Genomic DNA, 23,692 nt, shown 5'->3' on the forward strand with positions numbered 1-23,692 from the left:
ACCAGCAGAAGAAGCCGCCGGCTCGCCCCGCCAATCCTCCACCGGCACGGCAGGGCGCGGTCCAGTCGACGCCACCGGTGGTCCAGCGCTAAGCCCCGCGCAGAGCTGCCTGCGGGACTTTGCGGATTCCACTTTCCTGCAAAATAGTCTTAAGATTCGCGTGCCTTGATGGCTCTACGAATCTTGTCTTCCTGGAGAATTTTACCCAATGGCGCTGTCATCCATGACCGGCTTTGCCCGAAGCCACGGCGCAAGCGGGCCGTACACGTTCGAATGGGAATTGAAGTCGGTCAATGCCAAGGGCTTTGACCTGCGGGTGCGTCTGCCGCAGGGGTTCGACGAACTCGAGGCCCACGCCAAGAAGCGCGCCGGTGAGGTGCTGTCGCGCGGCACCGTCTACGCCAATCTCAACGTCAAGCGCACCAACGCCGCCGCCGCGGTCCGCGTCAACGAGGACGTGCTGAACGCCGTCCTGAAGGCCGCCGCCCAGATCGCCGGCAAGGTCGACGCGGTGGCACCGAGCATCGACGGCCTGCTCGCCATCAAGGGCGTCGTCGAGGTCGCCGAGCCCGAGGGCGATGAGGAGGAGGACACGGCGGCGCGCGCCGCGGCCGCCGAAGCCTTCGACAAGGCGCTCGTCGACCTCGTCGAGATGCGCAAGCGCGAGGGGACTTCGCTCGGGCAGATACTGACCCAACGTGTCGACGAGATCGAGCAGCTTGCGAAAAAGGCGGAGTTCGCGCCGGGCCGCAAGCCCGAGGCGATCAAGGCCAGGCTCGCCGAGCAGATCGCCGCACTGCTCGACACTTCCGACCGTTTCGATTCCGATCGCCTGATGCAGGAGGCGATCCTGATCGCGACCAGGGCCGACATCCGCGAGGAGCTGGATCGCATCGCCTCCCACGTCGCGCAGGCGCGCGAGCTGATCGGAAAGGGCGGTCCGATCGGGCGCAAGCTCGATTTCCTGGCGCAGGAGTTTCACCGCGAGGTCAACACCTGCTGCTCGAAGTCGAACGACATCGAGCTCACCAATACGGGACTCGCCATGAAAAACGTGGTCGAGCAGTTCCGCGAGCAGGTCCAGAATCTGGAGTGATCGATGACGACGGGCGGTCACGGAACTGACGGTGTCGAGCGGCGCGGATTGATGTTCGTGCTGTCCTCGCCGTCGGGCGCGGGCAAGACGACGCTGTCGCGTTTGTTGATCGAGCGGATGCCAGGCTTGAGGATGTCGGTGTCTGCGACTACGCGCGAGAAGCGCCCCGGCGAGGTCGACGGCCGCGACTATTTGTTCGTCGACAAGCCCCGCTTCGAGGCGATGGTGAAGGCCGACGAGCTCCTGGAATGGGCGACCGTATTCGACAATAGTTACGGCACGCCGCGTGGGCCGGTCGAGGCAGCGCTATCGGCGGGCCAGGACGTGCTGTTCGACATCGACTGGCAGGGCACGCAGCAATTGAAGCACAAGGCCGGTGGGGACGTCGTCAGCGTGTTCATCCTGCCGCCCTCGGCCGGCGATCTCGAAAAGCGCCTGCATTCGCGCGCGCAGGATTCCGACGAGGTGATCCGCAAGCGCATGAGCCGCGCCAGCCACGAGATGAGCCACTGGGCCGAGTACGACTACATCGTGATCAACCACGACGTCGACGAAGCCTTCGCCGAGGTGCAGTCGATCCTGAAGGCCGAGCGCCTCAAGCGCGAGCGGCGGATTGGCCTCGTCGGCTTTGTGCGGGGTCTGCAAGGTCAGCTTCAAGGCTAGGCTGCGACAGCCGCGGCCCATCCTTTGCCAGCCGCTCCAGCATGGCCGTGATCACGTCGACATCGACAATATCGTCCATGTGTACGTGCTCATCCGCGTGTACGTCTTCATTGCGATCGACCGGCTGCTTGTCATGGACTTCGTTGGCCGCGAGCCGGGGCGCTGAAGCCTTGATCTCGAACTCTCCGTTGAATTCCGCGATCTCGGTTTCGTCGGGTTCTGCTGCTTCGACGTGAGTGGAAGCGGATTGTGTTGCGATCCTGCCGATCGCGTTGGTGAATGCGGCGAGTCGCGCGGGCTGAGGACGTGTGGCATCGAAATCCACCGGCCCCGGCCGCCGCGCGCGCGGCGCGGAGGCAATCTCCGCATTGTGCCAGGGGGCGCGGCTGTCGTCGTGATCCTGCGGCTCCCGATTGTCCCATTTGACGCGGCGGTGATCGCCTGCCTGCGCGCGGACCCGACCGCCGGCGAAACGGTAGATGATGCTGGCGAGCACACCGGCGAGCGCGAGCGCGCCGCCGACGACGAGCAGCAACATCTGGAGCGAGCCGGTCGTATTGTCAGTGCTGTCCGCGGCGGCAAGCGCCACCGGGGCAGGGGATTTCGACGGCTTCGTGCTCGGCTGCGCGGCTGCCGCGACAGGAGCGGGCGCTGGCTGCGATGCCGATTGATCGGCCGTGGCGGAGGCGTCAGGCCAGCGCGTGGCGACGGCGGGCTGCGTGTTGCTGTCAGAGGTGGGGCTTGAAGGCTGTTGCGTCGGCGCCGGTGTCGTTGCTGCGGCTCGCGTCGGCGCAATCAGTGTACTCGGCGCAGCGCCTTGCGGCGTCAGATATTCGGCGCGTGCGTCCTGCACCGGGTGCTGCTGAGGCGCTGCTGAATCTGCTGTTGGTGTGTTGGTCGCAGCCTGCGCGGTCTGCACGGCCTTTGCGCTGTCCTTGCCGCCTTCGGCGCGCAGATACCAGCATTGCCGCTTGGTCCCGCGTTCGACCCGGTAGTGCCAGTGCTGTCCCTGTGGCGCGATCCCCTTCGGTGAGGCGAGGCAATCGGAGGCTGCGTTTGTCGGGCTCGATGCGCTCGGCGCATTCTGCGACACGGCCGCCAGTGGCGCGCCGGCAATGACGCTGCCAACGAGGGCGGATATGAATTTCGCGGTTCGGTTGCCCATCCTGGTCTCCCCGTTACGCATCACGCGACGCTTGCCTGCCTTTTGTCATCAAAGACTTGGGTGGCAATGAGCCGCAAATCCGGAGAGGATGTGGCTTGAATGGGGCCTACGCGGTGATCGTTCCGCGGTGAAATCCGGCATTTTCTCGACGCTATTGCAGGCTTCGCGGACAAGGTTCCCGAGCGACCATGGCCTGCGTTCGCGCAGCAAACTCTCGATGCGTCCTCGCGAAACGGTCCATTTGAAGACCATGCCGATGACCTGACAACAACTGCGGCTCCGGGAACTCCCGCGCGGACTGCAACAAACGAGACGACGACGCGTTTAGGTCGCGCTACGGCTCAACCTAAGGAGGTTTTCATGGTCAAGAAGGCCCTTTTTGCGCTCAGCGTTGCCACGGTCCTTGCCCTCGCGCCGGGTGCTGCTTCCGCACAACGTGGCTTTCACGGCGGAGGATGGCACGGCGGTGGATGGGGCGGCGGTTGGCGTGGGGGGAGGCTGGGGTTGGCGCGGACCGGCCGTGGGTCTCGGCGTAGGCCTCGGGCTCGCCAGTGCGGCCGCTTGGGGATCCGGCTGGGGCTGGGGACCTGGTTGGGGTGCTCCGGGCTGGAGCTATGCTTCTTATGACAGTTGCACGAGATGGCGTCGGGTCTGGACAGGCTGGGGGTGGCGCGTCGTCCCCGTGAATGTTTGCTGGTGAGCCGCAGCGACTTGGCGGTGGACCCAGAGGATTCACCGCCTTGTTCGGCGCTTGGATTCCTTGGCATCGATTGCGTGACCGATGGCCAAGGGGATTGGGCGACCGCTCGGGACCGGAGCCGGTCCCAGGCTTTGGCTTGCGCAATCAGGCAGCTTCGATCACGCAGCCTTGGTCTGACTTGCGGCTGCGAGGGTATCGCGCAAGTGCTGTTCCTTCTTCTCGTCCAGCGAGGTCTTGAGAACGGTCCCTCCTGCATCCTTGATCTCGTTGAGAACCTTGTCGGCAGTCATGTTCTGGATCAGCAAGAACAGAACAGCATCTCCAGGTTTCACCTTCGAAGTGAGTTCCTTCATGAACGGATCTTTGATCCCGAAATCGGTCAACGCGCCACCCAGCGCGCCGGCGCCAGTGCCGATAGCTACGCCGATGAGAGGATTCAAGAACACCAATCCGAACAGCAGTCCCCAGAAGCTGCCGCTTGCGGCGCCCATCATCGTCGTATTCACGAGCTGATTGAGTTTGACAGAGTCTTCGGTTTTCACCGCGATCACGGCATCGCTGATAGTGATCAAATACTCCTTTTGCAGCTTGAGTATTTTCTGCCGAACTTCCTCTGCTTTGGCTTCGTTTGGATAAACAATTGCGATGAGGTCTGACATTGAATCACTCCCGTATTCACCTGAAGCGCTGCCCCCGATCACGTGCACTTGTTGCGCGCGGTTGTATCTATCACAGAGCAAAATGGCTCCAGCCTGCTAATCGAACCCGTGTGTTCACAACTCGGAGATGTCTATCGTCTCCGTGCAATTGAGTAAGCGGCGTTGTCTTATGCGGCGGCGCGCAAGTGCTTTCGTCGCAAACAAGCTCGATCGTGATTAATTGTCGCAAATTGGCTCGGACAGGAAACTTGAGGGGCGGGTGAATGACCGCTATTCCGCCGCTATCAGAAACTAAGCAGAAGTTCGCGAACAGCTTCTGAATTGGAAATTTTTGAGACTCTGCGCTCGCGTCTTTCCAGAACACGATTTTCAAACCAGAAAAAGTTTCGCGCGAGCAGTCCTGAATCGGGGGCAAAGCCTCACGGGAGGAATTGATATGCCGCGTTCGAAACTATGGCTCATCTCCGCGATGATGCTACTCTCGATCGGCTTCGCTCTCTGTCCTCAAGGATCTGCCGATGCTGCCAGTTTCTGTGCGCAGCTAAGAGGGGCGAAGGCCGCGGGACAACCCGACTGCTCATTCTCGACGCTGGATGCCTGTCGTGCGCGTGTAAAGCACAGGGGCGGCGGCCACTGCTATAAATTGACCCACTAGCCTGATGGGCAATGCACGACGCATCCTTATTCTCAGCGTCAATTCCGAATTGATGCGTCGTGAAAACGTCGGCGGCGGGAGGTTGGTCCCACCGCCAAATGCGCCTTGGTTTTCTATCTCAGTTCTTGAGCACGATGCGGCCCACGACCTTGCCGGCGCGCAGTTCGTCGATCCATTTCTGGACGTCGCCCATCGGCTCCTCACGCATCGGCGTCGGCTTGATCTTGCCGGCGCGGGCGAGCGCCATCAGCTCGTGGCCCTCCGCGAGCGTGCCGACCATGAAGCCCTCGACGGTCAGGCGCTTGTAGACCCATTGCACCATCGGCAGCGTGAACTGGCCGCCCATCAGGCCTGAGACGACGACCTTGCCGCCGCGCGCGGCGACTGCGACCGCGAACGCCATCGACTTCTCGTTGCCGGCAAAATCGACGATCTCATCGAAGCCGCCCTCGGTCTCCTTCAGGATGCGCTTAATCACGTCGGGCTCGGCCGGATCGTAGGCGGCCGCCGCGCCGTTCTTCAGTGCGGTTTCGCGCGCGGCCGGGCTGAGGTCGGCGACCGTGATCGGCTGCTTGAACATCGCCTGTGCAAACGACAGGCCCATCATGCCGACGCCGCCGAGGCCGATCAGCAGGAGGTTGCGCTGGCGCGGACGGTCGACCAGGCGCTTGAGCGCGCCGTAGGCGGTCACGCCGGAGCACATCAGGGTGGCGGCCTGGTTGACGGGCAGGGGATCGTAGTCGAGCAGGTATTTTGCATCGGGCACCAGGACGTGGGTGGCGAAGCCGCCGTCGATGGAAACGCCGAGAAAGCGCTGCCTGACGCAGAGGTTCTCGTCGCCATTGGCGCAGTCGCGGCACTGGCCGCAGCCGATCCATGGAAACACCGCCTTCTTCGAGCCGACAAGGCTGGCCGGCACATCGGGGCCGACTTCGTCGACGACGCCGGCGATCTCGTGGCCGAGCGTGAAGGGCAGCGTCATGCCGCGCGTGGTGTCGAGCTTCTTGCCGCCGCCGAGATCGGCATAGCCGTCCTGGATGTGCAGATCGGAATGGCAGAGGCCGCAGCGCTCGATGCGCACGAGCACCTCGCGGCCTTGCGGCTTTGGCGTGTCGATGATGGTCTCGCACAAGGGCGCGTCGAACTTGACCAGGGACTGCCTGCGCATCAGTGCCATATTTCTTCCTCCGAAATTCCTGTTGTCACGCTTCGCTGCGTATATTCGCCAATTCGCGCGCCATGGCAACAAAGCCGGAGATGGGAATGGTCTCGGCACGCCGCGTCGCGTCGACGCCGGCAGCAGTCGCAAGTCGTGCGGGATCGACGCCGAGCGATTTCAGGCTCTGGCGCAGCATTTTCCGGCGCTGGCCGAATGCGGCAGCGGCGACCTGTTCGAGCAGCTTGCGATCGCAGGGGAGAGGCTCTGCACGCGGCACCAGGCGCACGACGGAGGAGGTGACCTTCGGCGGCGGCACAAAGGCGGACGGCGAAATGTCGAACAGGATTTTTGTTTCGGCGCGCCAGTTGGTGAGCACGCCGAGGCGGCCATAGGCCTCCTCGTCCTCGCGTGCGACGATGCGCTCGCCGACCTCGCGTTGAAACATCAGGACCATCATGTCGTACCAGGGCGGCCAGGGCTCGATGGTCAGCCAGTTGATCAGGAGCTGGGTCGCGATGTTGTAGGGCAGATTGGCGACGATCTTGGCTTTGCCTCCGTCGAGCAGCGGGCGCGGGTCGAAGGTCATGGCATCGCCATGCACGATCTCGAGCCGGCCGGGATAGCGCAGGGAAATATCCTGCAAGGCAGGAATCGCACGCTCGTCATGCTCGATCGCGATGACGCGTTTGGCGCCCAGTGCGAGCAAGGCGCGCGTCAGGCCGCCTGGGCCCGGGCCGATCTCCACGATGGTGGAGTCGTCGAGCGGAGCCGCGGCACGCGCGATGCGCGCGGTGAGATTGAGATCGAGCAGGAAATTCTGACCGAGCGATTTGCGGGCTGACAAAGCGTGCTGGCGAATGACCTCGCGAAGCGGCGGGAGGTCGTCGATCGCACTCATCAGATTTTCGCGGCCGCCATGCGGCTCGCAAGCTTCAGCGCGGCGATCAGGCTTGCGGGATTGGCCTTGCCGGTGCCGGCGATGTCGAAGGCGGTGCCGTGATCGGGCGAAGTGCGGACGAAGGGCAGGCCGAGCGTGACGTTGACGGCGTCGTCGAAGGCGACCGTCTTGATCGGGATCAGCGCCTGGTCGTGATACATGCAGACCGCGCAGTCATAGGTGCTGCGCGCAGCCTCGTGGAACAGGGTGTCGGCGGGCAGCGGGCCCCTGGCATCGATGCCGTCGTTGCGCAGCGTCTTGAGCGCGGGCGCGATGACGGTCTGCTCCTCGTGGCCGAGCGAGCCGTCCTCGCCGGCGTGCGGATTGAGGCCGGAGACCGCGATGCGCGGCCGGGCGATGCCGAAGCGGGATTTCAGCTCGGTTGCGACGATACGAACCGTCGAGACGATCAGTTCGCTGGTGAGCTCGGACAGTGCATCGCGCAGCGAGACGTGGATGGTGACCGGCACCACGGCAAGCCGCGGCGACCACAGCATCATCACCGGTTGCGGCGTGCGGCCGGCCTCTACGGCAAGCTCGGCGAGGAATTCGGTGTGGCCGGGATGGCGGAAGCCGGCGCGGTAGAGCACGCTCTTGGCGATCGGGTTGGTGACGACGGCGCCGGCGCGGCCCTCGCGGACGTCGGCGACCGCCTGCCGGATCGAGGCGAGCGCGGCCGGTGCGCTCGATGCGTCGGGCTTGCCGGGCTCGGCCGTCGCGTGCTCGCCGGTTGCGACCACGGGCAGGGCGTTCGTGAAGGCTGCTTCGGCCTCACCGGCGCTCACGGAGGCGATCCCGATATCGACCCCGAGCGCTTTGGCGCGCCGCGCGATCACCGCTTCGTCGCCGAGCAGATAGAACGCGGGCAGGTTCAGTTCGCGGCGCCGAAGCCAGGCTGCGATCGTGATGTCGGGGCCGATGCCGGCGGGCTCTCCCAAGGTCAGGGCGAGGGGCTTTGCAGGGGGCTTGGCCATCAGCGGTTGCGATATTCGATCATCGCCGCCTTGCGGATCTCTTCGAGATAGGCCTTCTGGGTCTTCTCGTATTTCTCGGAGTACATCTTCTCGCGGATCTCGCGCTTTTTCGGCGTGTCGATCATGGTCGGCTTGCGCGAGCACAGCACCACCATTTCGATGCCCTGCTTGGTCACCTCGGGCGCGGTCAGGTGGCCGATCGGCGTGTCGTCGAGCACCTTGCGGAGCGCCTCCGGCAGGTCTGCGGTCGTCTTGGTGACGCTCTCGCGGATGGTGGCGTTCGGCGTCGAGCGGAACAGCGAGTTGGCTTCCTCGCAGCTTCCGACGCGCGCGCGGTAGCTTTCCGCTTCCTTCTGCCGCGTCTCAAGGAACGCCTGGGACGAGCCGCGCGGCGCGATCAACACGATCGGCTGCATCTTGTATTCAGTGCCCTCGATCTGGAGCTTGTCGCCGGTCTGGGCCTGCACGGCCTGCGCGACGTCACGCTCGCCGACCATCAGCTTTTCCTTGTAGCGACCGCGCACGAGGCTGGTCCAAACCATCTCGGCCTTCATGCGGCCTTTCAGGGTCTCGGGGCGGACGCCCTTGGCCTCGAGCGACTTGGTGAGCTGGTCCGGCGAGACGCGCATGCGCTGCGCCATGCCTTCGTAGGACTGGTTGATGTCGGAGACGCCGGGATCGACGCCGTACTTCTTGCCTTCCTTGAGCTTCACCTTGTCGTCGATCAGCTCGTTGATGACATCCTGCCGGCTCGGCGTCTTCTGCGTCGTCAGCTGGTCGAGCTTGGTGCGCTGCTCGATGTCGAAATCAGTGATCGGATCACCGTTGACCATGACGACGATGTTCTGCGCGCGCGACGGTGAGGGCAGGCCGGTCAGGACCAGTCCGGCGCCGAAGGCGAGGAGGAGGCGGAAGACAGGCAATCGGGTCGTCATGGTTGTCGCTCGGATGTCAGCCAGGTGAGCCTGCGATTGGGAACACGGCGCAGGCACTTCAGACGGTCTACTGGTAGCCGGCGGAACTGCTAGATCCGGTCGAGGTCGCCAACGTGCGCAGACCGATCTGGAACATGAACGCGTGGCTCAGCACGGGCGGCGTCGTGCCCGCGGAGTAGCTATACGAAGTTACATAGTTAGCCGCCAGCACGAAGCAATCGTCGACATAGCCGGCGCCGAGCACATACTGGTTGATCTTGTTGGCCTCGAGGTCCCAGCGCGCAGAGCCCGTCACCACCCAGTTGGCCGCAACCTTCAGCGAGCCGGAGGTCAGGATGCCCTCGCGGCGCGTCAGATAGCCGAGCTCAGGCTGCGCCGCGTAATTGCCGTACATCACGCTCATCGACCAGCGATTGAAGTTGGCGCGGCCTTCCGCCTCGAAGCGCTGGACGTTCCAGGTCTGCTCGTCCATGCGCGAGCGGACGCTGAACGTATAGGTGCTGTTGGGCGAATAGCTGGCGCTCGCCACGTAATCGGACCGCGGCTTGTCGAGGCCGGAATCCAGACCGGTGTTGATGGAGTCCTGGACCGTATAGGAGTTCAAGCCGAACAGCTGGTAGGACTGGCCAAACAGCACTTTGACAGCGCCGCCCTTGTCGAACTGCGTGGTGGCCTGCACGCCGACATTGGCACGGCCGCCGCCCTCGACGCGGTCGTAGCCGGAGAACTTGTCGACGCTGAACAGGTTCGAGGTGTCGAACACCATGCTCTGCGCGTCCTCGTTCGGGAGCTTGCCGGCATAAGTCTCGTTCGGCCGGATGATGATCTGCGCGATCGGCTCGATGGTGGTCGAGCCCCAGGGCTGAACGTTGATGAAGGGATAGCGGTACTCCAGACCGACGGTCGGCATCAGGCGCAGCGCCTGGGTGTCGCCGACGGGCAGGAAGTTGGACACGCCGGGCTGGTTGGAGACCGAGGAGTTGATCGCGTCGGCGCGCACGATGGCGAACGGCGTCCAGATCTCACCGAACGGATCGGTGAAGGACTTGCGCCACTGCGCTTCTGCGGTCAGGCGGGTGTAGGTGCCGGGGAAGCCTCGCAGCAGGCACTGCGAGGGCGTGCGCGCGAGCGGATCGGCGGATGTGGTCGTGCACAGGCTGGCGGTGTTGGCGAGCGTCGTGATCGGATCGAACACCGCGGTGTCACGCGACAGATTCACGAAGTTGGTCCTGTAGCTGAACTCGCCGCCGAAGACCGGATAGTTGAGCACGTTCGAGTAGTCGATCACGGGGTAGACGACCGGCACCTGGCTCTGGTTGCCCGAGTAGCTCAGCCAGTACATCGTGCGCGCGTCGAAGAAGCTGCGATTGCCGACGCCGGTCAAATAGAGCTGCGACAGCGCGTCGGTCGGTAGATACAGGAACGAGCCCAGCGGATCGCGGTACTGCGACAACCGATAGTCCGAGAAGAAATAGTAGTCGGACATCACGACGCCGTCCCAACCCCAGACCCACTTGTCGTTCAGCGCGAACTGGCCCTTGGTATCGACGGCGCCGCGGAACTGGCGATCGCCGGGTTGACCGGCGAGCGCGCCCGGGTCGAGCTGGTCGATGCCGTAGACGCGGATCTGGTAGGCGCCGTCCATCAGGCGCTGGCGGTACTCGGCCTGGAACAGCACGCCCTGCTTGGTCGTGATGCGGGGATTGAAGGTCAGGTCCATGTCGGGCGCGATCGCCCAATAGAACGGAACTTCGACGCCGAAGCCGAACGGCGTGTTCGACGTGAAGCCCGGCATCAGGAAACCGGTCTTGCGCTTCACGGTCGGGTCGGGCGTCGAGAAATAGGGCATGTAGGCGAGCGGCACGCCGAAGAATTCCAGCTGCGCCGTCTCGAAATACAGCATCTTCTCCTGCTGGTCGTGGATGATGCGGGCACCCTTGACCTGCCACAGCGGCGGCTTCTTCGGATCGTCCTTACAGGGCGCGCAGGCCGTGTAGACGCCGTTCTCGAACACCGTGTAGTTGCCGCTGGAGCGGTCGGCGCGGCTCGCGGCCATGCGGGTTTGGTCGGCGGTGTCCACGCGCAGCGAATCGACGAAACCGTCACGGTAGTCGTCGGAGAGATCCATGATCTCGGCATAGGTGATCTTGCCGTCGGCATCCGTCATGCGGATGTTGCCCTCGGCATGGAGGCGCTTGGTCTTCTGGTCGTAGACGACCCTGTCGGCCTCGACGCTGGTGCCGTTGTAGAACAGCTGGACGTTACCGACCGCGGAGACGCGCGAATTGTTGTAGTCGTAGTCGACCTCGGTCGCCTGAACCAGCATCTGGTTGTCGTTGGCCACCTTCGGCGGCTTCGGACGCGGCGGCAGCGGGTTGTAGGTGAAGCTCTGGGCAGAGGCCGGCGCCACGGCGGCAACGTCCATCAGGCCGCCGAGCGAAGCCACCGCGGCGACGGCAAGCAGGAGCCTGCGGATGGACAACCGGCACCCGTTCGCGCGCACCATCGTGCGCCGCGTCAAACGAGACACGGGTCCTCGGCGGACGGTCGTCACTATCCGTCCTCCTGATACAGCAAGGCTAAAAAGCCGGTGAGGCCGCCCACCACCGCGGGCAACCACGCCGCAGCGATCGGATGCATCAACTCAGCCTTGCTCAAGTCTTCAGTCACTTTCGACAGAACGTAGAGCAGAAAGCCTGCGCCCACGCCACTCAAAACCATCTTCTGCACGCCGCCCATCCGGAAGAAGCGCAACGACACGGAGGCCGCAAGCATCACCATGGCTGCAAGCAAAAACGGCTGTGCCAGAAGCTTGTGATACTGGAGTCGATATCCGGCTGTCGCGAAGCCTGAGCTTTCGGAAGAGCGGATGTAGCTCGGTAGTTGCCAAAAAGACACAGTTTCGGGTGTGGAAAAGCTGTTGCGGACCTGCGCCTCAGTCAGCGTCGTCGGGATCTCCAGGGTGGCCTGGTCGATCGGTGGCGAATCCAGCGAGAAGCGGCGGACGGACTTGAACAGCCAGTGGCCGGCCTCGAGCGTGGCCTCGCGGGCCTCGATCCGCTCCTTGAAATGCCAATCCGTATCGAATCGGAACAGTGTCAGCCCGGTCAGTCGGACGCCCTGTTGTTCGCTGCGCGCAGCATTGATGATGACCTGGCCATCATCGGTGACCTGGTTGAGCCAGAAGCCGGAGGCGTCCTGGATGCCGCCGCCGGGCGCCGAGCCGAACAGCTCGGCCTCCATGCGCTTGGAGAGTTCGCGCAGATTGGCCGACAGCGGATTGTAGGCAACGGTGGCGATCACCCCGATCAGGAGCGCGCTGCCGAGCGCCGGCGAGATGAATTGCCACGCGGAGATGCCGGCGGCGCGCGCGACCACGAGCTCGAGCCGGCGGGATAGGGCGAGATAGCAGGTCATGGCGCCGATCAGCATGCAGAACGGCGTCAGCTTCTCCAGCAGCTGCGGAACCCGAAACAGCGAGGTCTCGGCCACCATGATCGCGGAGGCGGAGGCGAGGCCAGAGGTCTTGCGCACCATCTCGATGTAGTCGACCAGCACCAGCAGCAGGAAAATGCTCGCGAACACGCCGAGCGCCGCGACGACGAATCGTCCGGCGAAATAGCGCCCGAGTGTGTTGGTGAGCATGCTCATGCGGTGGCCGGCCGTCCGAACAGCCGCGCGATCCGCGCGTTCGACCTGTTGATAGCCTCCATGAGGCCGGGCGGCGGTTCGACCACGATGCCACCGATGATCATCCAGACGCCGGTGCCGATCGCGGCTGCGAGCATCGTGTACTGGACCAGCGCCGCGGCCGGCGATTTCACCGCCATCACCGAGCAGGCGAATCCCGCCATGCGCAGACCGAACACCGCCAGCACCGAGCCGCCGATCGAGAAGTTGCGGCTCTGGCGCGTGGTGCGCGGCGCGCCGAGGAAGGCGAAGGTCAGCGCCGCAAAGGCGAACGGATAGAGCGGCGCCATGATGCGGTCATGCAGCTCGGACCGGAACTGGCCGGGGACCGCCTTGTAGACGGGATCGTCCTCGGCGGGCGAGAACAGCTCCCAGAGATAGCGCTCGCGGATACCGAGGGTGACGTCGTGGCCCTGGTTGGAGAACTTCGACATGTCGAAGCCGTAGCGGCCGAACGCCACCAGAGCTGGATCGCGCTTGCCGGTCTCGAAACGCTGGAGATTGCCGTCCTTCAGCACCAGGAACGATCCGTTGTCGTTCTTCACGACCTCGCCATGCTCGGCTACGATCGAGACGCGCTCGTTCGGATCGCGGCGATCGTCGATGAAGATGCCGGCCAGAATGCCGCCGGGCTGGCGTTCTCGGATCCGGATCGTGAGGTTCTTGTCGAGCTGGGCGAAGCGGCCGGGCTGCAGGATGTTGGTGAGCACGTCCGCGGTGATTTCGGCGTCCCACTGCTTGATCCGCCGCATGCCGTCGGGGGCGAGATAGGCCGCGATGAAGGCGACCAGGAGCGCCACCACGCAGGTGGCGTAGAAGAACGGATAGAACAGCCGGAACGGCGAGAAGCCGGCGGCATTCATCACGATGATCTCGGAATCGGTTGCGAGCTTGTTCAGCGTGTGCGAGATCGCGATCATCAGCGCGATCGGCGAGATGATCAGGACCAGGGCCGGGACCACGAGGCTGGTGATGCCGAGGAAGGTCAGGATGGTCTGCCCCTGACTCGTCATCAGGTCGATGCCGCGCAACGCCTGCGTAATCCAGATCACGCCCGTGAGGCTGACCAGGACCAGCGCAAACGACGCCAGCGTCGTGCGGAAAATATACCTATCAATCGACCCCATGCGCTACCGCACGAATCCCACCGAGTCCCCACTGCAGGCCCAAATTCCGGCTGCCCAACCAATCCCCTGAAAGGGGATCCCCAAGGTCGGCCAGCCGCCTCTTCGTCCGGCTTACACTCTCACTACCATCCCTTTGATCCGTCAACAAAATGGCTGCCCCGTGGCACCCGCAATATATGGTTAATATTTCCCTCGTTGTGGCCCGGCGGCCACGGGGGGTGCTTGGCATCTGCAGGGTCGCTGGCCCATAGTGCGGCAGGCTCAGTGAATCGTCATTCAGGTCCGGCCCTCGGCCGTGACGCAAAAAGTCCCATGTTTTGGAGGAGTTACCCATGTCCGATGCCATTAAGGTCGGCTTCGTCCCGTTGTCTGCCGCCCCCCCGTGGCATCATGGTCGTGTTCTGCGACGACAGTCTGAAAGTCGGTCCGGCGACGGCCAAGGCGCTGGGCGGCGCCACCGAACTCGTGAAGCGGGCGGCCTCTGCCGCCGCCTTCAAAGGCAAGAGCGGCGCCGTGCTGGACATCCTGGCACCGGAGGGGGTGAAGGCCTCCCGTCTGGTGGTGATCGGCGCCGGCAAGGCAACCGGCCTGAAGGCGAACGACTTTCTCAAATTCGGCGGGGTGGCGGCGAGCAAGCTTCCGGCCGGGGCTGCCGCCATGACCATCATGGCGGAACTGCCTGGCAGCGCCATGACGAGCGAGCAGGCGGTCGCGATTGCCTCGGGCCTGCGGCTGCGCGCCTACAAGTTCGACCGGTACAAGACAAAGAAGAAGGACGGAGAGGAGGGCGGCTCGCGCGCCGACGTCTCGCTCGCGGTTGGCGATGCCGCCTCGGCGAAGAAGGCGTTTGCTTCGGCCGGCCACGTCATCGACGGCGTCATCATCGCGCGCGACCTCGTCAACGAGCCGCCGAATGTGCTTTTCCCCGAGGAATTCGCGCGCCGCGCCGGTCAGCTCCGCAAGCTCGGCGTCAAGGTCGAGGTGCTCGACGTCAAGGCGATGGGCAAGCTCGGCATGGGCGCGCTGCTCGGTGTCGGCCAGGGCTCGGTGCGGCCGAGTCGCACCGTGATCATGCGCTGGGACGGAGGCAAGAGGGGCGACGCGCCGGTCGCCTTCGTCGGCAAGGGCGTCTGCTTCGATACCGGCGGCATTTCGATCAAGCCAGCCGGCAGCATGGAGGACATGAAGGGCGATATGGGCGGAGCCGCCTGCGTCGTCGGCCTGATGCACGCGCTCGCGGCGCGCAAGGCCAAGGTCAACGTGGTCGGCGCCATCGGCCTCGTCGAGAACATGCCCGACGGCAATGCGCAGCGGCCGGGCGATATCGTCACCTCGATGTCGGGCCAGACCATCGAGATCATCAACACCGACGCGGAAGGCCGTCTCGTGCTGGCCGACGTGCTCTGGTACGTCGCCAAGAAGACGAAGCCGAAATTCATGGTGGATCTGGCGACGCTGACCGGTGCGATCATGGTCGCGCTCGGCACCGAGCATGCCGGCATGTTCTCCAACAACGACGAGCTTGCCGACCGGCTGCTCACAGCCGGCATCGAGAGCGGGGAAAAGGTCTGGCGAATGCCGCTCGGCCCCGAATACGACAAGCTGATCGATTCCCAGTTCGCCGACATGAAGAACACCGGCGGCCGTCATGGCGGCTCGATCACCGCCGCGCAGTTCCTCCAGCGCTTCGTCGACGGCACGCCCTGGGCGCATCTCGACATCGCCGGCACCGCCATGGGCGCGCCGAAGACCGACATCAACCAGAGCTGGGGCTCCGGCTATGGCGTCCGGCTGCTCGACCGGCTGGTCGCCGACCATTACGAGCGCCAATGACCGAAGTGCTGTTCTACCATCTGCAAAACATGACGGTGGAGAACGTGTTGCCGCCGCTTCTCGAGAAATCGCTCGAGCGCGGCTGGCGAGTCGTGGTGCAATCGACCTCGCCGGAGCGGGCTGATGCGCTGGATGCGCATCTGTGGACCTATCGCGACGATTCCTTCCTGCCGCACGCGACATGGCGCGTGAACGACGCCGCCGATCAACCGATCGTGCTGGCGGTCGAGGAGGACAATCCCAACGGCGCAAACGTCCGCTTTCTGGTCGACAACGCCGCGCTGCCTCAGGACGCCCAAGGCTATGAACGCATGGTGCTGCTGTTCAACGGCGACGATCCGGACGCGCTCGCCCTGGCCCGCAGCGCCTGGACGGATTGCAAGGCGCAGGGATTTGATGTCACCTATTGGCAGGCCGACGAACGGGGCCGGTGGCAGCGGCGGAATTAGCGTCGGTCGCAATTAATGATAATTTGCACTTTTCGGGCGATGATGGCTTTGGTCACCTTCGTGCCGCAAAGTGATGTTGGGACAATCGCTTAGGGCTGGTCCTTCACGCGGGGAATTTAGTTTATCGTGCGACATCAAAAGCTTCCCAGCTCGCTCATAGTTGCGTTGGCTGCCGTAGCACCCCTGGTCGCGGGCTGCTCGGGCGGGACGGATCTCTTGTCCAAGGACGCCCAATGGTTCAACACGCCCAGCCGCCTGTTCATCAAGAGCATCTCGATCGAATCGCCGCCGCTGACCCCCGAAAAGCCGGTTGGCGCCGAGGATCTGGTCAGCACTGACGGGGCCTGTCCCGGCGTGGCACCGCCTCCCGGGCCGGCGGATGCCAACGCGTCGACGACCGCGCCGGCGCCCACGGGCGGCACGGTCGCGCTTGGCCACACCGAATGCGACGTGGTGCGCGGCATCGGCGCGCCCTCGACCGTCAACCTCTCCAACGATGCCGCCGGCAGGCGCGTCGCCGTGGTCACCTGGACAACCGGTCCGCGCGCCGGCATCTACACCTTCACCTCCGGCCGCCTGTCCTCGATCGAGGGTACGCCAGAGGCACCGGTCATGCCCAAGGCGACCAAGCCGAAGCCGAAGAAGAAGTCGGCGGCGTAAGGCGAGCGTGCCTCTCCCGAGCCACCGTGCACCGTGCGGGGTGGGCTGAGGCCTGACGATCACTCCAGCCCGGCACGACGAAAGCCGTCCAGATAATGGGCGCGGTCGGCGTCGAGCTTGATCGGCACATGGGTCGCGATCCAGTCGCAGGAGATATTGGGCTGTGCGCGTCGAAGCGCTCGGAGAGCGGAGGCGGCGATCTCCGCCTGTCCCGACATGGCTGCGGCTGCGACCAGCACGCGATGAGCACTCGCATAATCCGCGCGAAGCCGGATGGCGGTCTGCGCCTGTCGCATCGCCTCCTCGTAGTTGCGCCCGAAATAATGGGCGAGTGATGCCGAGCCGTAGTTCAATGCCAGCAGCGGATCACGCGGCGACAGCCGCAGCGCACGCTTGACCGCCTCGATGGCCTCTTCCCAGCGTCCGGCGAAGGCGAGAGCCGTCGCATAATAGTTCTGGGCATGCGAGAAGCTTGGATTGAGCCTCAATGCCAGCTCGATCTCGGAGAGTGCGTCGTCGAACTGGCGCGTGATCAGGTACACGGCACCGAGCGCGTGATGGGCCCAGGGGTCTTCGCCGTCGATCCGAACGGCCGCAAGCGCCGCGTCTTTGGCGAGCGGCACGGCCACGTCGGCGTCGATCCATCCCATATGCGCAGAGAAGGTGTAGCTCGTGCTGAGCACGCCAAGCGCCTGGCAATAACGGGGGTCGAGCGCGATTGCCTTGTCCAGATACTCCCGCACAGTCACGTGATCCTGCGGCGTGAGCCTGCTGTAGTGCGACAGCGCGCGCATGACGAGCTCCCACGCGTCCATGCTGCTTGGCGCCTTGCTGCGCGTGCGCGAATTCTCCGCGGCGTGAAGCTGCGGCTCGATGGCCGATACGATCGCCTCGGTGATCTCGTCCTGGACTGAGAAGATGCTGGTCACCTCCCGGTCATAGCGATCGGCCCAGACGTGGCTGCCGCTCGCGACATCGTTGAGCTGCGCCGTGACGCGGACGCGTCCGCCGCTCTTGCGAACGCTGCCTTCGACCACGTACCGCGCTCCGAGCTCTTCGCCGATCTGTTTGATGTGAACCGCTTTGCCCTTGTAGCTGAACGACGAGTTGCGCGCGATTACCAGGAACCAGCGCAGCTTTGACAGGGCGGTGATGAGATCCTCGCTAATGCCGTCGGAAAAGAATTCCTGCTCGGGGTCGTCGCTCATATTCGTGAAGGGCAGCACCGCGATGACGCGGCGATCGGACACCGGCAAGGCGAGCGCCGCCTCGGCGGAACGGCTCTTCTCGACCCGCGCGGCCCCGGCTTCGTCAGTTGGCGCCACCCCGCTCGGTGGCGTCTCGAGCGTTCCGATGAAGCGCAAGCCCCGGCGCGCGACGGTGCGGATCAGCTTCTGGTCCCTGCCGCTGTCTCCGATGGCCTTGCGGGCCGCGTAGATGCGGCTGCTCAGCGATGAATCAGAGACGTTTCGCCCCTGCCACACCGAGCCGATCAGATCGTTCCTGCTGACGACGCGGTCGCGGTTTTCGATGAGGTAGATCAGGAGATCCAGAACCTGGGGCTCGACCGTGACCGGTTCGCTGTCGCGACGCAACTCGCGCGTGTTCGTATCAAGCACGTGACGTTCGAATATGAGCTGCAAGTCCGGCTCCGGAATCGAAATGCTGCACGCGATCAGGCGACGCGCAATGTGAAGGTGCCTTTGCATCCGCCGCGGGCCGAAATTGGCCCGCAGGAAATCTGGAGGAAATCTCCAGAATAATCACGCGCGTCTCAAGCAGCGCTTCAAGAAAGTCATTCTAGCGGCTGCTACGCCTCCAGGGGAGGGGCTAGATCGATCGAAGGATCATTAGGATGTCTATTACCGCTGTTTTTTCCCCGGTTACGGGCCAACTCACTATTTTCGGCGATACCGCCAATAACGGCCTCGTGATCGGCCGCGACAAGTCCGGCCGCATTCTCATCAACAACGGTTCTGTGAAGCCGCTTGGTGGCGATCCCACCATCGCCAACACCAGCGGGATCGACGTCTTCGGTCAAGGCGGTGACGACACGATCACCGTCAACGAAGCCAATGGGCCGATGCCCGCTGTGCACATTTTCGGCGGCGACGGCAATGACAGGATCACGGGCGGCTCGGGTGCCGATCTGCTGTTCGGTCAGGCCGGTGACGATACGATCAAGGGCGGCGGCGGTAACGATCTGCTGTTCGGCGGCGCGGGTAACGACATCCTGGACGGCGGCAGCGGCGACAACCAGCTGTTCGGTGAGGCCGGCAACGATCTCATGATCTGGAATCCGGGTGGCGGCACCAATCTGTTCGAGGGCGGTGACGGCAACGATACGGCGCAGGTCAACGGCAGCAATGTCTCCGAGACGTTCACGATTACGGCGAACGGAACCCGCGTGCGGCTTGACGGGACGGGCCCGGCGCCATTTACGCTCGACATCGGCACGACGGAGAATCTCGTGCTGAACGCCGGCGACGGCGACGATGTCATCACCGCGGGCAATGGGCTCGGCAGCCTGATCTCGCTGACGCTCGATGGCGGCGCCGGCAACGACAGGATCACCGGCGGCGACGGCAACGACCTCCTGATCGGCGGCTCCGGTGACGACATCGTCAATGGAGGCCGCGGCAACGACGTCGCCCAGCTCGGCACCGGCGATGACACCTTCATTTGGAATCCCGGCGACGGCAGCGACACGGTCGAAGGTGGATCCGGCAACGACAAGCTGCTGTTCAACGGTGCCAACATCAACGAGAACGTCAACATCTCGGCCGATGGCGGCCGGGTGCGCTTCACCCGCGACGTCGCCAACATCACAATGGACCTCAACAGCATCGAGCAGATCGAATTCGATGCGCGCGGGGGTGCCGACAACATCACCATCGGCGATCTCACCGGGACCGGCGTCAAGCAGGTGCTCGTCGATCTCGGAGCCAATCCCGGAGGGACGCAAGGCGACGGCGCGGCGGACACGGTGACCGTCAACGGCACCAATGCCAGCCAGCACATCCAGGTTACGGCCGACGGCACCACGGTGACGGTGACCGGCCTGCCGGAAGTCGTGAAGATCGCAAATGCAGAACCTGGCGATCGGCTGGTCATCCAGGCGCTCGGCGGCAATGACGTCATCGATGCATCGACGCTCGCCGCAGTGATCGGACTGACCATCGATGGTGGTGCGGGTAACGACACCATCAGCGGCAGTCAGGGCGACGACACCCTGAACGGCGGTGATGGCAATGACAGGGTCACCGGCGGCCGGGGCAACGACGTTGCCGATCTCGGTGCCGGCGATGATACCTTCGTCTGGAATCCCGGTGACGGCAGCGACACCGTTCTCGGCGGAGCGGGCACGGATACGCTGGTGTTCAACGGCTCCAACGCGGCCGAAAGCATGTCCATCGGGGCAAACGGCGGCAATGCGGTTCTCACCCGTGATGTCGGTAATATCGTCATGGATCTCAACGGAGTGGAGCGCGTACAGATCGCCGCCGCTGGCGGCGCCGACAACATCACGGTCAACGACTTGACCGGGACCGGCATCGCGCAGGTTGCCATTGACCTGACTGCCGGCCCCGGCAGCCAGAGCGGTGACGGCGCGGCGGACCGCGTGACGGTGAACGGCAGCGCCGGCGATGACAACATCACGGTCGCGAGTTCTGGCGGATCGATCGTGGTCAACGGCCTTGCGGCGCAGGTGACGATCGCGCACGCGGATGCCGGTGACGTGCTCGGCCTCAACGGCGGAGCCGGCAACGATGTCATCGATGCATCCGCGATCAGGGCGGGACAGCTTGCCAGCCTCAACATCAATGGCGGCGATGGCAACGACACCATCACCGGCAGCGCCGGCAATGACACCGTGATCGGCGGGCGCGGCAACGACGTCGCCAATCTCGGCGCCGGCGACGACACCTTCATCTGGAACCCCGGCGATGGCAGTGACACCGTCGAGGGCGGCAAGGGCACCGATACGCTGCTGTTCAACGGCGCCAACATCAACGAGACGATCAACATCTCGGCCAATGGCGGCAGGGTGCTGTTCACCCGCGACGTTGCCAACATCGCGATGGACGTAAATGGAGTCGAAGACATCGACTTCAACGCCCTTGGCGGCGCGGACAACATCACGGTCGGTGACCTCTCCGGCACTGGCGTGAACCAGATCAACCTCGACCTCGGTGCCAATGATGGCGCCGCTGATACGGTGACCATCAACGCCACCGCCGGCAACAACGTCATCACGGTGACCGAGCATGACGGCATCATCACGGTGTCGGGGCTTGGCGAGGACATCAACATCACCGATGCCGGCGCGGGCGACAGGATCGTCATCAACGGCCTCGATGGCGACGACGTCATCACGGCCTCCGGCCTGCATGGCGGCATCCAGCTCGTCGCCAACGGCGGCAATGGCGACGACGTGCTGATCGGCAGCCCCAGCAACGACACGCTGGCGGGTGGTGCGGGGGACGACGTGCTGATCGGCAATGGCGGCGTGGACATCCTCGATGGCGGCAGCGGAAACAACGTCGTCATCAACGGCGGCGCGGCGATGGCGGCCGCGATGCTGCTCAACCAGGCCATGGCGGCGAACCTCGTTCCGGCAGGCGACGGCCACGGCGACATGCCGCTGCCCGATCCGCACGCGACGCAGAGCCAGGTGCTCGCACCGCCGCAGCACGCCTGAGCCAGCTGCTCCGGCCTGGAGGACGCTCATGACGACGAACCCGGTCTCGACCGATACGGGGCTCGACGCTCTGCTGACGTTGCTGCATCTGCAGGGCGTTGCGGCCGATCGCGAGCAGCTCAGGCACCGGACCGGAACGGCGATCTTTGGCGCAGCGGACATTGTCCGCTGCGCCAGGTCGCTCGGGCTTAAGGCGCGAACCTATCGGACGACGTGGAGCCGCCTCGCGGCCAGCCCGTTGCCTGCGATCGCGATGCTGCGTGACGGCGGCTTCATGGTGATCGCCAAGGCCACCGCCGAAAAGGTGCTGGTGCAGTCGCCGGAGGCGCAGCGGCCGGTGTTGATGACACGCGACGAGCTCTGCGCGATCTGGGACGGAGAACTGATCCTGATGGCCCGGCGCGCAGGGCTATCTGAGCTTGGGCGTCATTTCGATGTCACCTGGTTCATCGGCGCGATCGGCAAATACCGGCGGCTGCTGGGCGAGGTGCTGGCCGCCTCGTTCTTCCTCCAGCTCTTCGCGCTGGTCTCGCCGCTGTTCTTCCAGGTCGTGATCGACAAGGTGCTGGTTCATCGCTCGCTGTCCACGCTCGACGTTCTCGTGATCGGCCTGGTCGTTGTCTCGCTGTTTGACACCGTGCTCGGAATCCTGCGCAACTATCTGTTTTCGCACACGACCAACCGCATCGACGTGGAGTTGGGGGCTCGCCTGTTCCATCATCTGCTGGCGCTCCCGATGGCCTGGTTTCAGGCGCGGCGTGTCGGAGATTCCGTGGCCCGGGTCCGCGAACTGGAGAACATCCGCAATTTCATCACCAGCTCGTCGCTGACGATCGTCATCGACCTGTTCTTCACCTCGGTGTTCCTGGCGGTGATGTTCGCCTATTCGCCGCAGATGAGCTTCATCGTTCTCGGATCGTTCCCGTTCTACATCGCGATCTCGGCCGTGGCGACGCCGCTGTTCCGCCGCAGGCTGGACGAGAAATTCCGTCGCGGCGCCGAGAACCAGGCCTTTCTGGTCGAGAGCGTCAGCGGCATCGAAACGCTGAAGGCCATGGCGGTCGAGCCGCAGATGCAGCGCCGCTGGGAAGAGCAGCTCGCCGGCTATGTCTCCGCGAGCTTCGGTGTTACGAGCCTCGGCAACACGGCAAGCCAGCTCGTGCAGTTTGTCAGCAAGGTCGTCACCGCCGCCATCCTCTATGTCGGCGCCAGGCTCGTAATCGGCGACGCCTTGACCGTCGGTGAGCTCGTCGCCTTCAACATCTTCGCAGGCCGGGTTTCGGCGCCGGTGCTGCGTCTTGCGCAGGTCTGGCAGGATTTTCATCAGGCACGGCTCTCGATCGCGCGGCTCGGCGACATCCTCAACAGTGCGGCAGAGCCGGCTTATTCGGCCGCGCGCGCGGGGCTGCCGCCGATCCGGGGCGACATCAGGTTCGAGCACGTATCCTTCCGCTACCGGCTCGAAGGGCGTGAAATCCTGCACGACGTCTCATTCGATATTCCAGCCGGGCAAACCGTCGGCATCGTCGGATCGTCGGGTTCGGGCAAGAGCACGTTCGCCAAGCTGGTGCAGCGGCTCTACGTTCCACAGGGCGGTCGCGTGCTGGTCGACGGAATGGATCTCGTGACGACCGATCCGGCCTGGCTGCGGCGGCAGATCGGCGTAGTGCTCCAGGAAAACATGCTGTTCAATCGTTCGGTTCGCGACAACATCGCGCTGGCCGATCCGACCTTGCCGATGGACCGCATCATGGAAGCGGCCAGGCTTGCGGGCGCGCACGATTTCATTCTGGAACTCGCCGAAGGCTACGATACGATGGTCGGTGAGCGCGGCTCGACGCTTTCGGGCGGGCAGCGCCAGCGCATCGCGATCGCCCGCGCGCTGGTGAGCAATCCCCGTATCCTGATCTTCGATGAAGCCACCAGCGCGCTCGACTACGAGAGCGAGCGGATCATCCACGAGAACATGAAGGAGATCGCCAGGGGCCGCACGGTCCTGATCATCGCGCACCGTCTGTCCACCGTCCGCGGCGCCGATCGCATCTTCACCCTGGAACGCGGCCGGCTGGTCGAGGACGGCACGCATGACGCGTTGATCAAGACCGGTGGCCGGTACGCTGCCCTGCACCGTCTACAGGGAGGGATCTATGAGGTCGGCTAGCGCCGCCACGGCCCCCCCGGCCGGAGCAGACCGTCGTTCTCTTCCGGAACGTAAAACGCCGCCGCGCCGAGGAGACCGCCTTCCTGCCCGCGGCGCTGGAAATTACCCAAACGCCGCCGTCGCCGAC

Annotated in this window: 16 protein-coding genes and 1 pseudogene; 7 read left to right on the forward strand and 10 right to left on the reverse strand. The window is 64.3% G+C overall.

What is annotated here, in order from left to right; all coding sequences use genetic code 11:
- Window positions 1-208: 208 nt before the first annotated feature.
- Window positions 209-1,096 (forward strand): YicC/YloC family endoribonuclease, encoded by an 888-nt coding sequence (locus tag AC630_RS12790; RefSeq protein ID WP_074118885.1) that lies wholly within the window; start codon window positions 209-211, stop codon window positions 1,094-1,096.
- Between the two features lie 3 nt (window positions 1,097-1,099).
- A complete protein-coding gene (gmk, locus tag AC630_RS12795) occupies window positions 1,100-1,759 on the forward strand; it encodes a guanylate kinase (protein ID WP_074118886.1) in 660 nt (219 codons plus the stop codon).
- On the opposite strand, the gene AC630_RS12800 is transcribed toward gmk, so the two are convergent.
- The 9 genes from AC630_RS12800 to lptF form a co-directional block, all read right to left on the reverse strand.
- Window positions 1,692-2,924: a hypothetical protein gene (locus tag AC630_RS12800; protein ID WP_074118887.1), complete on the reverse strand. Its 1,233-nt coding sequence runs from the start codon at window positions 2,922-2,924 to the stop codon at window positions 1,692-1,694. The two genes, gmk and AC630_RS12800, sit on opposite strands and share 68 nt — an antisense overlap.
- 858 nt (window positions 2,925-3,782) lie before the next feature.
- Window positions 3,783-4,283, reverse strand: coding sequence for a DUF1269 domain-containing protein (locus AC630_RS12805; protein WP_074118888.1), 501 nt, complete (start codon window positions 4,281-4,283; stop codon window positions 3,783-3,785).
- A 773-nt stretch (window positions 4,284-5,056) separates the two neighbouring features.
- Entirely contained in the window at window positions 5,057-6,115 is a 1,059-nt protein-coding gene (locus tag AC630_RS12810; protein ID WP_074118889.1) for an alcohol dehydrogenase, read from the reverse strand.
- A 25-nt stretch (window positions 6,116-6,140) separates the two neighbouring features.
- Window positions 6,141-6,995 carry a 16S rRNA (adenine(1518)-N(6)/adenine(1519)-N(6))-dimethyltransferase RsmA gene (gene rsmA / locus AC630_RS12815; protein WP_074118890.1) on the reverse strand — a complete coding sequence of 285 codons (855 nt, stop codon included), beginning with the start codon at window positions 6,993-6,995 and terminating at the stop codon, window positions 6,141-6,143.
- On the reverse strand, window positions 6,995-8,008 hold the full coding sequence (pdxA, locus tag AC630_RS12820; protein WP_074118891.1) for a 4-hydroxythreonine-4-phosphate dehydrogenase PdxA: 1,014 nt from the start codon (window positions 8,006-8,008) through the stop codon (window positions 6,995-6,997). Before pdxA ends, rsmA begins: the two co-directional genes overlap by 1 nt.
- Complete coding sequence (locus AC630_RS12825) at window positions 8,008-8,943, reverse strand: peptidylprolyl isomerase family protein (protein ID WP_074118892.1); 936 nt, start codon at window positions 8,941-8,943, stop codon at window positions 8,008-8,010. Before AC630_RS12825 ends, pdxA begins: the two co-directional genes overlap by 1 nt.
- A gap of 67 nt (window positions 8,944-9,010) precedes the next feature.
- Window positions 9,011-11,497, reverse strand: coding sequence for an LPS-assembly protein LptD (locus AC630_RS12830; RefSeq protein WP_074118893.1), 2,487 nt, complete (start codon window positions 11,495-11,497; stop codon window positions 9,011-9,013).
- On the reverse strand, window positions 11,497-12,594 hold the full coding sequence (lptG, locus tag AC630_RS12835; protein ID WP_074118894.1) for an LPS export ABC transporter permease LptG: 1,098 nt from the start codon (window positions 12,592-12,594) through the stop codon (window positions 11,497-11,499). Before lptG ends, AC630_RS12830 begins: the two co-directional genes overlap by 1 nt.
- Window positions 12,591-13,760, reverse strand: a complete 1,170-nt coding sequence (gene lptF / locus AC630_RS12840; protein ID WP_074118895.1) for an LPS export ABC transporter permease LptF — start codon at window positions 13,758-13,760, stop codon at window positions 12,591-12,593. Before lptF ends, lptG begins: the two co-directional genes overlap by 4 nt.
- A gap of 332 nt (window positions 13,761-14,092) precedes the next feature.
- Between lptF and AC630_RS12845 the strand changes: the two are divergent.
- The 3 genes and pseudogenes from AC630_RS12845 (at window position 14,093) to AC630_RS12855 (ending at window position 16,702) form a co-directional block, all read left to right on the forward strand.
- A pseudogene (locus AC630_RS12845) lies at window positions 14,093-15,593 on the forward strand (leucyl aminopeptidase).
- Window positions 15,590-16,042 (forward strand): DNA polymerase III subunit chi, encoded by a 453-nt coding sequence (locus tag AC630_RS12850; RefSeq protein WP_074118896.1) that lies wholly within the window; start codon window positions 15,590-15,592, stop codon window positions 16,040-16,042. Before AC630_RS12845 ends, AC630_RS12850 begins: the two are co-directional and overlap by 4 nt.
- Before the next feature lie 165 nt (window positions 16,043-16,207).
- Window positions 16,208-16,702 (forward strand): hypothetical protein, encoded by a 495-nt coding sequence (locus tag AC630_RS12855; RefSeq protein WP_208867007.1) that lies wholly within the window; start codon window positions 16,208-16,210, stop codon window positions 16,700-16,702.
- A 59-nt stretch (window positions 16,703-16,761) separates the two neighbouring features.
- On the opposite strand, the gene AC630_RS12860 is transcribed toward AC630_RS12855, so the two are convergent.
- Window positions 16,762-18,345 (reverse strand): winged helix-turn-helix domain-containing tetratricopeptide repeat protein, encoded by a 1,584-nt coding sequence (locus tag AC630_RS12860; RefSeq protein ID WP_074118924.1) that lies wholly within the window; start codon window positions 18,343-18,345, stop codon window positions 16,762-16,764.
- Between the two features lie 212 nt (window positions 18,346-18,557).
- On the opposite strand from AC630_RS12860, the gene AC630_RS12865 reads away from it, so the two are divergent.
- Window positions 18,558-21,404 (forward strand): beta strand repeat-containing protein, encoded by a 2,847-nt coding sequence (locus AC630_RS12865; RefSeq protein ID WP_074118898.1) that lies wholly within the window; start codon window positions 18,558-18,560, stop codon window positions 21,402-21,404.
- 28 nt (window positions 21,405-21,432) lie between these two features.
- On the forward strand, window positions 21,433-23,565 hold the full coding sequence (locus AC630_RS12870) for a type I secretion system permease/ATPase (protein WP_074118899.1): 2,133 nt from the start codon (window positions 21,433-21,435) through the stop codon (window positions 23,563-23,565).
- Window positions 23,566-23,692 lie beyond the last annotated feature (127 nt).

The sequence above is a fragment of the Bradyrhizobium sp. AS23.2 genome (genome assembly GCF_001908185.1).
Lineage (GTDB): Bacteria > Pseudomonadota > Alphaproteobacteria > Rhizobiales > Xanthobacteraceae > Bradyrhizobium.